Raw genomic sequence first — 12,594 nt, forward strand, 5'->3', positions numbered from 1 at the left:
CAGGAAGACTTCGCGCCTCGTCTTCTTCCTCTTGCCGGCGTACTCCGCGTCCGAAAAACTCAGCTGGCTCATCGCTCAAGCTCCTTTGCGTCTTTCAACGCATGAAGGCATCATCGGTGGACTTGTTCAGACGTTCCTTAGCATCCGGGGAATCAACTTCTTGTTCCCGGGGGACATGGAACGAGCCGGATTTCTGAACCTGCTCAAGTATCAGCCGTTTGTGAATCTGCTGCCGAATGTGCACGTGCTGATGGCAGCGCACCATGGCCGAGAAAATGGCAAGTGCGAAGCGATGTTCGACCTCTACGGATGCAACCCAGAACTCGTCGTCATTTCCGACTGCGCAAAGAAGCATCAGTCTCAGGAGACGGTACCCTACTATTACAGCAAGGCGAGGGGAATTGCCGGCTTCAGGGGAAAAGGACCTCGGTCGGTTCTGACTACGCGGAGCGACGGGCACATCTGGTTCCGTTGGGAGAACGGTGCCTGCAAAGTGTTTTGACACCGATGCGCTCTATGAGCTAAAGAGCTCGGTCCGGGCACTGGCGAATACCGAATGAGGCGATAGGCCGCTTCAAGTCGCGCTCTCGCCTCAGGCTGGTCACGCTGTGCTGAGACTCTGGTCCGAGGCTCCGTCCACCAACAGTACGTTCTCGAGGGCGGTCACACCCTAGTTTGAACCAGCAAACACTTCGCCTGCGATTCACTCATATCTGGTTGCAAAACCGGTCGCGGAATCGCCGCCTAGTCAGTTGACCGCTCGAAGTCGTGCTCCAAACTTCTCATTGAAATTCAATGAAGACCGGAGCCTGAGAACATGAGCAAGAGATTGGCGAAACTCACCGCTATGCAAGTTCAGCACTTCACCAAGCCGGGTAACTACGGCGACGGCGGAGGTCTCTACCTGCAGATCAATCCCCAGGGCAGGAAGAGCTGGATCTTCCGCTATGAGCTTTTCGGGCGCGAACGCTACATGGGTCTCGGGCCACTGCATAGCGTCGGCCTTGCTGACGCGAGAGTTGCCGCGCGCGAGGCTCGGCGATGCCTCCTCGACAAGGTGGATCCTTTGGAGAAGAAACGTCAGGAGGTGGAGAAACAGCGCAGCGACCAAGCGCGCGAGTTGCCCTTTGACGCCTGCGCCAAACAGTACATCGAAGCTCATGGCGATGTGTGGCGAAGCGCGAAGCACCGGCAGCAATGGGAGAACACACTGCGCACCTATGCTTCTCCGCACTTTGGCTCGGTCAACGCCCGCAAGATTGACACGGACCTTGTGCTGAAGGCCCTCGCGCCGATCTGGGCGAGCAGGACCGAAACCGCCACGCGCGTGCGCGAACGCATCGAGCGGGTCTTGGCTTGGGCGGCAACTCGCGGATATCGCGATGGCGAGAACCCCGCCCGCTGGACAGGCCATCTTGAGTGGCTGTTGCCAGCCCCTTCAAAGCTCAAGAAGGTGAAGCATCATGCGGCGCTGCCGTTCAGTGAGATCGGCGCATTCTTCAAAGCTTTGAGGACGCAGGAAGGCGTTGCTGCCCAGGCGCTGGAATTCACGATCCTCACGGCTTGTCGTACGAACGAGGTGCTGGGAGCGTCGTGGAGCGAGGTCGACCTGGTCAACTGCGTATGGACCGTGCCGGCAGAGCGGATGAAAGCGGGCAGGGTGCATCGAGTTCCGCTGGGCGATGCGACTGTCAAGTTGCTCCGCGCGCAGATCGGTTTGGATGCTGTGGTTGTTTTCCCCGGGACAAAGAAGGGGGCGCGGTTGTCCGCCATGGCCATGCCGACGGTCTTGCAGCGGCTCCAGCGCGATGACCTGACGGTTCACGGCTTTCGCTCGACGTTTCGGGACTGGGCGGCCGAGGTCACCGACTATCCGGGCGACCTCGCCGAGATCGCTTTGGCGCACACCGTGGGCACGGCCGTTGAAAACGCCTACCGCCGCAGCGACCTGTTTGAATGGCGCCGTCGCCTCATGGCGGACTGGGCCGCGTGGTGTGGAGAAAATGCTCCTTCGAATGCGCGACCCGCCACGGATGCACGGGGCTCCCAGGAGAAGCCGTCTCCCAACGATCTCCGCCCAATTTCTCAGGCCCCCGCCGCCACCCCCATTCTGGTCGGAGACGGGGTGAATCGTGGTGGTCCGACGTGAGACGACCGACGCTCCTAAGTCATCGGCCCAGCTTGATTTTTGGGACCTGGTGGGACGACCTGACATCATCCGGCGGCAGTCGTCCACTCCGCCAATGCTTCAAGCACGACAAGGGCCTTCGGGCCCTTGTTCGTTTCTGCCGCACATTCTTTAGTTGAGTGATGTCTTCAGCTCGATGAAGCTGTTCGACTTGGGCCCGCGGTTCAGCCACGCCGATTCGCGGGCGTGGGCCAGGCGTTTGCGCGCTCGTTGCGCGTCAAGGGCGTCATGTCCTTTGCGGCAATCCTGCGCGAAGGAAATCGAATCCATCGCACCGATGAAATATCGAAATGTCTCCCTCAGGAAAGCTCCTCGTCTTCCGGCGGCATCCCCGGCACTTGGCTGCCATACTCCCCGTCGCGGCAGTAGTACATCATCCCTTCGGGCGTGAACACCACCGTGACCGACTCCGGCCGGCCTGTGCTCGGCGCGCGGCGGAATCCTTCCTCTTCCACCATGTCGAACGCTTCGGTCTCCGACAGGCAGATGCGAGCCGCCCTGAGGCGCGTGCCCGCAGCCTCGACGTACCGAAGCCCCTCGTCCAGAGAGCCGGGCGAACCGTCGGGTGTCATTCCCGCCTCGTTCCCGTACAGCGACGCCTGCCCACCCGCTATGGAGTAAGTCCAGTCGACGACGCCTTTGGCGGTCATCGCTCGCGCGACGTGGGCGACAGCTTGCGCCGCCGGAATCAGTAACGAGAAATGACCCAGTGTCATCACCACCTTGTCATCGTCCCCGGCGGCGGGGCCTATCGCCGCGACTGCGTAGCACGTCGACAAGCCGCTCGTCGCCAACGCATCGAGCGTTCCATCGCTGCTTCGCCTGTCGACGACGATGGTCGCCATGTCGTCCATCGACACGTCGAACACAATGCGCAGATTGCCGAGCTCGGGCGAAGTGGGCTGCAATTCCTGAATGCCTTCGGCGCGCAACAGCGGCATTGTTCGTGTGAACTCGGCCAGACGGACCACGTCGGGCGGCGCGCCGACTTCGACCACGCCGCGGGCCGGTGGGCTCGCTCGCCTCGTGGATTGCATCTCGGCGAGATGCTCGTCCGATTCCGGCTTTCGCTTGCCTCCTGCACGATCCTCGGGTGCCGGCGGCTGAACAGGCATGTGGATGCTCAAAGCAGCCTGTGCGGGGAATGGCTGCAGCCCCGCGGACACATGAATGCCGAGCAACTCGGAAGCGGGCCGCGGGCGATGCGCAGCGTCAAGGTCGACTTCGCCCCGGTCCATCGCAGGTTGCACGCGCGCCGGCGCCGGAAGTGAAAGTCGAGTGCGTTCACGACTTTGCACGAGGGAAGTGACGGGGTCACCTACTGACGCCGCCACGGGAAGCGATGGGGAAATGGATGTTCGCGCGAACATGGGAGTCCTCGGTGGTTGGCGCCGCTGGAATCGGCGAGCAGGCGAGCAGGCCGGCCGGACGCCAGGCCCGTTCGCGCCATGGGTTATTCGGACAGATGAGTAACGCAGAGCCAAGCCGAGTTCCAACCGGGGCGGCGGCATCGCGAAGCTGCCATTCGCTTCTCCAAGTACAGCGTTAGGTTGTACCGAGGGTACGGAGGGTCTTGGTCACGCCGTCAAGTTCTTCAGAACCCGGCTGCCCGAGCCGGGAGAGCACATCGTCTTCGGCCGAGCCATCCCGAATACCGTACAGCGAAGGGCGGGTGGGAACGCCCGCGCCATTCACCGAAGTACGTCCACCACATTCCGCGCAGCACCGACGCCCATGTTCACATAGGCGTCACCGGTGACGCCTCCGATGTGCGGGCTGAGCACAATGTTCGGCTCGTGCTGGAACGCATGCGGGACGGTCATCGGCTCGACGGCGAAGCTGTCCAGGCCCGCGCAAGCGACCTGCCCCGAACGCACCGCCTGCAACAGCGCGGATTCGTCGATGAGCCCCCCGCGCGCCGTGTTCACCAGAATGACGCCGCGCTTGCACGCGGCAAGCGCCTGCGCGTTCACCATGTTCCGGTTGTCGGCCGTGAGCGGACAGTGAAGCGAAATCGCGTCGGACTCGCGCCAGAGCGTGGGCAAGTCCCCCAGCCGCACGTACTCGGGCACGTGGTGCGCGAAAGGGTCGAAGCCGATCACCTTCATGCCCATCGCATCGCACATGCGCGCGAAGCGCTGGCCGATCGCACCGAGGCCGACGAGGCCGATCGTGCGCCCGTGCAGCTCGAGGCTCTTGTGCGTGGCCTTGTCCCAGTGGCCCGCGTGCATGCGCTCGTTCAGGCGCACGACGGACTTGGCGCACGCGAGCAGCAATGCCAGCGCCTGTTCGGCGACCGCCGCGGCGTTCGCGCCGGCGGCTGCGCGCACTTCGATGCCGCGAGCCTTGGCCGCGTCCTGGTCGATCGTGTCCGTTCCGCTTCCGTGCTTGGAGATGACGCGCAGCGACGGTGCGGCATCCATGACCGCGGCGCCGACCTTGCCGTAGCGCACAATGATCGCGACGGGGTCGTGCCGCTTGCACAGCGCGATGAGGTCGTTTTCTTGCGGCGTCTTGCCCGCGTAGACCACATCGAAATCGCGTAGGAGATCGAGCGCCTGCGGCGCGAGGTCCGCACCCGTGACGACGACCGCGCGTCTGGCGCTCACAGGCCTTCGCCTTCCTTCAGCACGCCCGCGGCGCGCAGCGCGGGCACGAGCCACTTGGCGGCAGTGTCGCCGTTCTTGATCGCGGCGATGCGCGCAGCCTCGTCCTCCACCTTCTTGCGGGCCAGCGGCAGGAGCGAAGCGACACGTTCCCGCTCGCCGACGAACACGCCGTCCGCATCGGCGACGACGAGGTCGCCCGACCGCAAGACGACACCGCCGCATGCGATCGGATGGCCGATGCGGCCCGGAACATTCTTCGTCGGCCCGTTCGGGTTGGTGCCGAACGAGAACACGGGAAAGTCCATCTCGTCGATCTCGAGACTGTCGCGCACGGCACCGTCGATCACGACGCCGGCGATGCCCAGCTGCCTGCATGCGGTCATCATGATCGTGCCCATCAGCGCGGCCGTCTGGTCGGCCTTGCCATCGATCACGAGCACGTCGCCGGGCCTGGCGAGCGACATGGCGGCATGGATCATCAGGTTGTCGCCGGGGCGCACGTCCACGGTGAGAGCGGGGCCCGCGAGCTTCATGCGCGGGCGCAGCGCCGCGATGCGGCCGTGCAAGGCACCGCGGCGGCCGTTCACGTCGGCAAGGATTGCCGCCTGGAATTCGCAAGCCTGGCGCACGAGGTCAGGGGAAACGCGCTCGAAGTCGCGGACGATGTCGGGGTTCATGCGGTGTCTTTCTTGAAGGTGGGGATCGAGTCGACGCGGGCGACGCTCAATCGATCTTGGCGCCGGATTCCTTCACGACCGCGCCCCAGCGGGCGACGTCGTCGCGAATGAGTCGGGCGAACTGCTCGGGCGTCCCGCCGAGAATGTCCGCGCCCTGCGCATCGAACTGCTTCTTCAGCTCCGCATCCTTGAGCGCCTTGTTGATGTCGGCGTTCAGCTTCGACACGATGTCCTTGGAAAGGTTGGCCGGGCCGAGGATGCCGAACCAGGTCACGGATTCGAAGCCCTTGTAGCCCGACTCCGCGACGGTCCGCACTTGCGGCAGGTCGGCAACCCGCTTGGCGGATGTGACGGCGAGCGCGCGCATCTTGCCGCTGCGGATGTGGCCGATCAGCGTCGGCACCGACGACACGTACAGCTGCACCGCGCCGCTCATCACGTCGGTGGTGCCTTGCGATGCGCCCTTGTACGGGATGTGCGTGAGCTTGATGCCCGCCTGCTTCTGGAGCTCGACCATCGTGAGGTGCGCCACCGTGCCGTTTCCGGAAGAAGCGAAATTGATGCTGCCCGGATGCGCCTTCGCTTCCTTGATCACGTCCTCGATCGTGTGGAACGGCGAATTGGCGCTGGTAACGATCAGCAGCGGCGAGCTGGCCACCAGGCCGATCGGCGTCAGGTCCTTGACCGGGTCGTAGGGCAGGTGCGAGTACAGCGTGGGATTGATCGCCAGGTTGCTGGTCTGGCCCATGACGAGCGTGTACCCGTCGGCAGTCGACTTCGCCGCGGCATCGACGCCGAGATTGCCGCCCGCACCGGGTCGGTTTTCGACCACGAAGTTGTAGCCCGGCATCTTGCCGGTGACCTCGCGGGTGAGGACGTCCGTACCTCCGCCCGCGGGGAAGGGCACGATCACGCGGATGGGCTTGGCCGGCCAGGCTTGCGCGAACGCGGTGGATGCAACGAAGGATGCGGCGGTGAGCGCGAGCAATGCGCGGCGTGTGAAATTCATGTGTTGTCTCCGTTCGTGCTTGCTGCACGTGGACCGAATGTAGAGGGACGTTGCACGAGCTACAATACCGTTTCACTCCTTGAATCGCGGTGCAAGATGCGCAACTCAGCCAAGGAACGATCGAGCCCTGCGGCCACGCACCCGGGCGTTGCCGCGGTGACGAAGGCCTTGTCCGTGATGGAAGCCTTCGAGATCGGCGAGTCGACACTGAGCCTTGCCGAGTTGAGCCGCAGGGTCGGCATGCACAAGACGACGGTGCTTCGGCTCGCGCGCACGCTGGCGTTATCGCAATACATGGTGCAGTCCGACGATGGCCAGTGGCGGCTCGGCCCCGCGGCTGGCTGGCTGGGCGCTCGCTACCAGGCCGGCTTCGACGTGAACAACGTCGTCGAGCCCGCGCTGCACCAGCTGGTCAAGGAAACAGGCGAGAGCGCCTCGTTCTACGTGCGCGAAGGAGACATCCGTTCCTGTGTCGCGCGCGTCGAAGGCCCGCGCTCGGTGCGACATAACATTCGGATAGGCGAGCGGCTGCCGTTGAACCGCGGAGCGCCGGGGCGAGTCATTCTCGCGTTCAGTGGCGCGGCCGGCGAGCCCTACGAATCCATCCGCGAGCGCGGCTATCACATCTCGCTCGGCGAACGGGAGGCGGAAGTTGCGAGTGTTGCCGCGCCAGTGTTCGCACTGAATTGGAGGCTGCTCGGCTCGATCTGCATTTCGGGGCCGAGCGCGCGCCTCACGAAGGCGAAGCTGGACAAGCACGCGAAGTTCGTGATCCGGGCGGCCAACCAGCTTTCGTATGCACTGGCGGGCACGAAGTCGTCGGCGACACCGGCAGCCGTGTCCCGTTGGCATCCCTGAGGGATGCGCCTTCGTGCAGCCGAAGAACTGCTTCCTGCGAGCGGCCTCGAATCAGGCGTGAGCAATGCCTCGCGTGACGCCGGCGGTGAGGCGGCGCCACACGGGCTTGAACAGCCGCAGCGCGCTCGACGCGTCTTTCTCGGCGAAGCCGGCGAAACCGAATAGAAGCCCCTTGCGCTTTGCGGTGATGCAATAGGCGGAGATGGGAGCGATGTCGATGCCATGAGTGGCTGCGGCCTCGCAGATGGCAATGTCGTCGATTTCACTGTCCAGCGAAACGCAAATGTGCAAGCCCGCGTTGGGCAGGTCCGCGAAGGCGCTTTCACCGAAGATCGTCGACGCGTGCTCGACGAACGAAGCCCGTCGCCGGCTGTAGACGTTGCGCATGCGCCGCAAGTGCCGCAGGTAGTCGCCGCTCTCGATGAACTTGTAGAGACACCATTGCGCCTCGATGCTGCTGAATCGGTCCGCAATGGCTTTTGCGCGTCCAAGCCCCTTCACGACCGCCGGGCTCGCAACGACGAAGCCCAGGCGAATCGACGGAAAGAGCGTCTTCGAAAAACTGCCGACGTACGCTACCCGGTGCTCGGAGTCGAGGTTCTTCAATGACGGGACGGCATTGAAGTTGTACTGGAACTCTCCGTCGTAGTCGTCTTCAACGATCCACGCGTCGTTCTGTTGCGCCCATGCGAGGAGTGCGAGGCGCCTGTTCAGTTTGAGTTGGTAGCCGAGAGGAAACTGGTGCGTGGGCGAAACAACCACGGCCCTGATTCCCTGCAAACGCTCCAGAGCGTCGACCCGCAACCCTTCGGCATCGACGGGGATTGGCACAGGAACCAGCCCCGCGGCTTTCATGGCCGCGACGCTGCCCGGATAACACGGGTCTTCGATCGCGACGCGATCCCCGGCGTCGCAAAGCACCGTGAACAGCATTGAAAGACCCTGCTGTGCGCCGTTGGTGACGATCAGGTCTTCGGCGCCGCAGTTGATGCCGCGCGAGAGAAACACGACTTCGGCCAACGCCTCGCGCAGGCGCACATAGCCGGAAGATCCGTGGTAGTCCGCCAGCCGGTGGGCGACGGGGTCCGGCATGTCGCGCAACAAGCCGTGCCATCGCCGGAAGGGAAACAACTCCGCCGCGGGTTGGCCCAGCCGGAAAGGAAGGCTGCGATCGGGCGGCGCGTTGCCCCATTCCGGCAGGTAGCTGCTGAGGCCCGCACCGCGGCGTGAAAGCTGGCCGGTCTTTCCGCTGCTCTCGCGGCCTTTGCCTGCGGCCGGCAGGGTGACCGTCGACACGTAGGTGCCATCGCCGGTTCTCGATTGCACGTAACCCTCATCGCGCAAACGGTTGTACGCCGCGTTCACCGTCCCCCGCGCCACGCCGAGGATTTGGGCGTAGTCGCGCTCCGGCGGCAGGCGGATGCCCGCCTTCAATTGCCCCGTGAGGATGCTCTCCTTGAGCATGCGGTAGATGAGCGCGGACTTGTTTTCGCCCTCGTACGCGGGGGGTAGACGTGAGGGAACGGTTTTCATTGGCTCGAATACTTCGCTGGAATTGGTACAACCGATCACGGCTGAACTTCTCAAAATTGTAGTCCAACAAGGGTAGGCCATACAGACCCGGATGACGGGCCACATACAGAAGAAGCACGGATGAATTCAGTCGTTGTCGGACACATCCGCACCATGGACCCCATGCGCCCCACTGCGCAGGCGATGGCGGTCGTCGACGGACGCATTGCAGCCATCGGCGCGCGCAATGAAATCGCGGCGCGGTTCGGCAGGGATGCGCGCACTCTCTCGTTTGAAGGCGGGGCGATTCTTCCCGGCCTCATCGATACCCACAACCACCTCCTGCGCACCGCCATGCAAGAGAGACTGGCCGATCTTTCGCAGTGCCGCAGCGTGTCGGACGTCCTCGACGCCGTCGCCGCCTATGCACGCGCGAATCCGGACAAGCCATGGATCGCATCGGGCATGGGCTGGCATGTGGTGAACCTCGAGGAAGGGCGCTATCCCACACGAAAGGAACTGGACAGCGTCTGCCCCGACCGCCCGGTCTACTTGCCGCGCGTGGGCCATGCGGCGGTCGCCAATTCACGCGCCTTGCGGTTGGCGGGCATCGACCGTCATACCGTCGATCCGCTGGGCGGCCGGATCGAAAAAGACGAAGAAGGCGAGCCGAGCGGGGTGCTCCTCGCCCGGCCCGCGTTCGACCTGGTGGGGCGCCTGGTGCCGCCGGCGGCTCTTGACGAAGTGCTGCAAGCGATCCTCGACATGCAGGCAAAGTATCACGCCTGCGGCATCACGGGCTTGATCGAGCCGGGTTTGTCGCGCGAAGACTTTGCTGCCTACCGGCAGCTCCACGAAGACGGGCGCCTCACGATTCGCACGGTTGCCATGCCGATGGCGGCGACGGGTGCGGGAGATGACGAAATGATCGCAGACCTGCAGGCGTGGCAGGGCCGCACAGGCCAGGGTGACCAGCGGCTGAAACTCGGCGGGGTGAAAGTGGTGCTTGACGGCGGGGCGTCGCTCGGCACTTCGCTCATGCGCGAGCCCTACCCGGGCGATCCGTGCAATTGCGGCATCCAGGTCACGCAGACTGAAACCCTGCATCGGCTGGCCGAATATTGCGCGGGCCACGGGTGGTCGATGGGCGTGCACGCAGTGGGCGGAAGGGCGATCGACATCGTCATGTCGACTTTCGACGCCGTCGACCGTCTCCATCCCATCCGCGACCTGCGTTTTCACGTGATTCACGCGTACCTGTGGCCTTCGAAGGGAAACATCGAAACGGCGGCACGCCTGGGCATCGGTGTTGCCACGCAGGCTTCCATGCAATACCAATTCGCGCCGATTCTCGTGAAACGCATGGGCGCTCGCGCAGTGGGCCGCGCAACACCCATCCGGGACTGGATGGATGCGGGTGTGATCGTAGGAGGCGGCTCCGATTCGCCAGTGACGCCCTATCAGCCGCTGCTGGGCATCTGGCATGCCGTGACTCGCTGGGTGGATGCTTTGACGCTGGTGCTGGGGCGCGAGCAGGCCATCTCGGCGCAGCAAGCGCTCGAGATGTATACGACCAACGCTGCATGGCTGAGTTTTGCGGAAGGGGAGCGGGGCATGCTGAAAGAAGGCATGCTGGCCGACTGGGTCAGCTTGGCCGTGGACCCGCTCGAATGCGATCCCCATGCCATCAAGACGGTGAAGGTGCAGGCCACTGCGGTGGGCGGCGAACTTGTCCACATGGCGCCATGAGCTGCACGCAAACGCCAACCGCCGAGCACGCGCTGCAAGGCTACGAATGGTTTCGGGGGCTTTGCGCAACCCAACGAAGCCTCGTGCTTTCGACAAGCCGCCTGGAGCGGCTTGCCGCGAAGGAGCTGATCGGAAGACGAGGAGACTTTCCCGACACGTGGACGGGCGTGCTGAGCGGCATTGTGAAAGCCAGTTTCCATACCGTCGACGGCCGAACGCACAGTTTCGTCCTGGCGTATCCGGGCGAGTGGATCGAAGAGTGCGACATCATCAACGCCACCTGCCGCATGTACGACATCGCAACGCTTACGCAAGCCACCGTCCTTCGCATTTCCGCGGACACCTTTCGGACTTTGAACAGCAACAGCTTCGAATTCGCGGCCTTCGCCATGAAGGCGCTTACGAGCCGGCACATGCGCCTCATTGTTCGCAGCCATGTCGACCGCATCTCGAGCAAGGAAGCCAGCGTCGCCAAGCTACTGGCGGAACTGACCGAGTTCAGTTGCGCGGCTCGCCAGGGCGCTTGCGTCGACAGCGGAGAGCTGTTCGTCACGCAGGAGGATGTCGCGGAAATCGTGGGCCTCACACGCCAGACCGTCAACGAAGCGATCAACTCGCTGGTGGAAAAGAAGCTGATCGGCAAGCGCCGCGGCCGCATCACGGTGCAGAGCATCGGTGGGTTGCGGTCTTCATTCTCGGCGGTGCTTGCAGCCGCGGCCTGAAACCGGCGCGCCGCTCTTGCTTCTTTCATTCGCGATCACGCCACACAAGTGTCGGCGCACCGACATACACGAAGCTCCTGCATTCCTAGCATTCGTTGCGCCGCGCGATCCCGTGCGGCACATCTGGAATAACCAACTTTGGTCGAGGAGCAGACTTTGAAGAAAGCGATCACAGCGGCAATCATGGCGTTTGTGGGAACAGGCGCGGCGTGGGCCCAGTCGTCGGTCACCCTCTGGGGGGTGGTCGATGCGGCCCTGCAACGCGTGAGCGGCGATGGCAACGGAAGCATCACGCGCCTCGTGCAAGGCGCCAACCGTTCGAGCCAGATTGGTTTTCGCGGTGTCGAAGACCTGGGTGGCGGCATGTCGGCCTCCTTCTGGCTGGAAGCGGGCATGAACAACGACAGCGGCACCTTCCAGCCGTCGAACATCAACAACCAGCCAACGGGCAGTGCGCTGGCCGGTATCAACGGCGGCCAAGGCCTCACGTTCAACCGGCGCTCGACGGTGAGCCTTGCAGGCTCGTTCGGCGAGGTGAGGCTGGGCCGCGACTACATCCCCGCGTTCTGGCAGTCCTCGCTCTACGACGTGTTCGGTCACGTCGGCTCGGCCTCGAGCTTCAACCTCATCGGCTCGCTGGGCAGTGCGAACGGCATGCAGGCGAATGTGCGAGCGTCGAACAGCATCGGCTATTTCCTGCCGCCCAACCTTGGCGGCTTCTACGGCCAGGTGATGTACGCGCTCGGCGAAAACCCGAGCAACGCTGCCGGCGGCACGAAGAACAACGGCGACCATTTCGGTGGCCGTCTCGGTTATTCGTTCGGCGCAGGCAATATTTCCTATGGTTACGGCCGCACCCGCTACACCACGGGTGACTACGTCCAGCAGGGGCTTGCGGGTACATACGACTTTGCGGTGGCGAAGCTCTTCGCAGGCATCTACCGCGATGCAATCCGCTCCGCCCTGCAGCCGAGAAACAGCGCCTGGTATGTCGGTGCCTCGATCCCGTTCGGTGTGGGGGAGTTCAAGCTTTCGTACACGTCGGCCAACCAGAACGCCGGTGCAGGCAACAACGATGGCTCGCAGATTGGCATCGGATACGTCCACAACCTGAGCAAGCGCACGGCTTTGTACGCGACGTACAGCGTGGTCGACAACAAGGGCGCGAGCGTCTTCTACAGCAATGGCCGACCCACCACAACGCCCGGCGGCAACACGACGGGCGCCGAGCTCGGCCTGCGCCATCTCTTCTGAAGCAACAAAGCAAAAC

At 63.8% G+C, this 12,594-nt stretch carries 10 protein-coding genes and 1 pseudogene; 6 read left to right on the forward strand and 5 right to left on the reverse strand.

What is annotated here, in order from left to right; all coding sequences use genetic code 11:
• Together VHA82_RS22480 and VHA82_RS22485 are read left to right on the forward strand one after the other, a co-directional pair.
• Nucleotides 1–502 (forward strand): annotated as a pseudogene (locus VHA82_RS22480) (hypothetical protein); the annotation flags it as partial.
• Nucleotides 503–817: 315 nt separating this feature from the next.
• Nucleotides 818–2,149 carry a tyrosine-type recombinase/integrase gene (locus VHA82_RS22485; RefSeq protein ID WP_325547410.1) on the forward strand — a complete coding sequence of 444 codons (1,332 nt, stop codon included), beginning with the start codon at nucleotides 818–820 and terminating at the stop codon, nucleotides 2,147–2,149.
• Nucleotides 2,150–2,487: 338 nt separating this feature from the next.
• Here VHA82_RS22485 and VHA82_RS22490 read toward each other — a convergent pair whose 3' ends face one another.
• The 4 genes from VHA82_RS22490 to VHA82_RS22505 form a co-directional block, all read right to left on the reverse strand.
• A complete protein-coding gene (locus tag VHA82_RS22490; protein WP_325547411.1) occupies nucleotides 2,488–3,426 on the reverse strand; it encodes a hypothetical protein in 939 nt (312 codons plus the stop codon).
• A 453-nt stretch (nucleotides 3,427–3,879) separates the two neighbouring features.
• On the reverse strand, nucleotides 3,880–4,797 hold the full coding sequence (locus VHA82_RS22495) for an NAD(P)-dependent oxidoreductase (RefSeq protein WP_325547412.1): 918 nt from the start codon (nucleotides 4,795–4,797) through the stop codon (nucleotides 3,880–3,882).
• Nucleotides 4,794–5,474, reverse strand: coding sequence for an RraA family protein (locus VHA82_RS22500; protein ID WP_325547413.1), 681 nt, complete (start codon nucleotides 5,472–5,474; stop codon nucleotides 4,794–4,796). Before VHA82_RS22500 ends, VHA82_RS22495 begins: the two co-directional genes overlap by 4 nt.
• 46 nt (nucleotides 5,475–5,520) lie before the next feature.
• Nucleotides 5,521–6,483 carry a tripartite tricarboxylate transporter substrate binding protein gene (locus VHA82_RS22505; protein WP_325547414.1) on the reverse strand — a complete coding sequence of 321 codons (963 nt, stop codon included), beginning with the start codon at nucleotides 6,481–6,483 and terminating at the stop codon, nucleotides 5,521–5,523.
• Between the two features lie 96 nt (nucleotides 6,484–6,579).
• Between VHA82_RS22505 and VHA82_RS22510 the strand changes: the two genes are divergently transcribed.
• A complete protein-coding gene (locus VHA82_RS22510) occupies nucleotides 6,580–7,341 on the forward strand; it encodes an IclR family transcriptional regulator (RefSeq protein WP_325547635.1) in 762 nt (253 codons plus the stop codon).
• Between the two features lie 51 nt (nucleotides 7,342–7,392).
• Here the strand turns inward: VHA82_RS22510 and VHA82_RS22515 are convergent, their stop codons facing one another.
• Complete coding sequence (locus tag VHA82_RS22515; protein ID WP_325547415.1) at nucleotides 7,393–8,874, reverse strand: PLP-dependent aminotransferase family protein; 1,482 nt, start codon at nucleotides 8,872–8,874, stop codon at nucleotides 7,393–7,395.
• 120 nt (nucleotides 8,875–8,994) lie between these two features.
• On the opposite strand from VHA82_RS22515, the gene VHA82_RS22520 reads away from it, so the two are divergent.
• From VHA82_RS22520 to VHA82_RS22530, 3 genes are all read left to right on the forward strand, one after another.
• Nucleotides 8,995–10,602 carry an amidohydrolase gene (locus tag VHA82_RS22520; protein WP_325547416.1) on the forward strand — a complete coding sequence of 536 codons (1,608 nt, stop codon included), beginning with the start codon at nucleotides 8,995–8,997 and terminating at the stop codon, nucleotides 10,600–10,602.
• 83 nt (nucleotides 10,603–10,685) lie between these two features.
• The gene (locus tag VHA82_RS22525) at nucleotides 10,686–11,324 is read left to right on the forward strand and encodes a Crp/Fnr family transcriptional regulator (protein ID WP_325547417.1); all 639 of its coding nucleotides are present in this window, start codon (nucleotides 10,686–10,688) and stop codon (nucleotides 11,322–11,324) included.
• 138 nt (nucleotides 11,325–11,462) lie between these two features.
• Nucleotides 11,463–12,578 carry a porin gene (locus VHA82_RS22530; protein ID WP_325547418.1) on the forward strand — a complete coding sequence of 372 codons (1,116 nt, stop codon included), beginning with the start codon at nucleotides 11,463–11,465 and terminating at the stop codon, nucleotides 12,576–12,578.
• The last annotated feature ends 16 nt before the right edge of the window (nucleotides 12,579–12,594 follow it).

This window comes from Ramlibacter sp. (assembly GCF_035548915.1).
In the GTDB taxonomy this organism is placed as follows: domain Bacteria; phylum Pseudomonadota; class Gammaproteobacteria; order Burkholderiales; family Burkholderiaceae_C; genus Ramlibacter.

Excerpts from the sequence above, each read along its gene's own strand:
- VHA82_RS22500 (WP_325547413.1), bottom strand. The coding sequence starts at position 5,474 with ATGAACCCCGACATCGTCCGCGACTTCGAGCGCGTTTCCCCTGACCTC.
- VHA82_RS22490 (WP_325547411.1), bottom strand. The coding sequence starts at position 3,426 with ATGGACCGGGGCGAAGTCGACCTTGACGCTGCGCATCGCCCGCGGCCC.
- VHA82_RS22510 (WP_325547635.1), top strand. The coding sequence starts at position 6,580 with ATGCGCAACTCAGCCAAGGAACGATCGAGCCCTGCGGCCACGCACCCG.
- VHA82_RS22505 (WP_325547414.1), bottom strand. The coding sequence starts at position 6,483 with ATGAATTTCACACGCCGCGCATTGCTCGCGCTCACCGCCGCATCCTTC.
- VHA82_RS22515 (WP_325547415.1), bottom strand. The coding sequence starts at position 8,874 with ATGAAAACCGTTCCCTCACGTCTACCCCCCGCGTACGAGGGCGAAAAC.
- VHA82_RS22485 (WP_325547410.1), top strand. The coding sequence starts at position 818 with ATGAGCAAGAGATTGGCGAAACTCACCGCTATGCAAGTTCAGCACTTC.
- VHA82_RS22520 (WP_325547416.1), top strand. The coding sequence starts at position 8,995 with ATGAATTCAGTCGTTGTCGGACACATCCGCACCATGGACCCCATGCGC.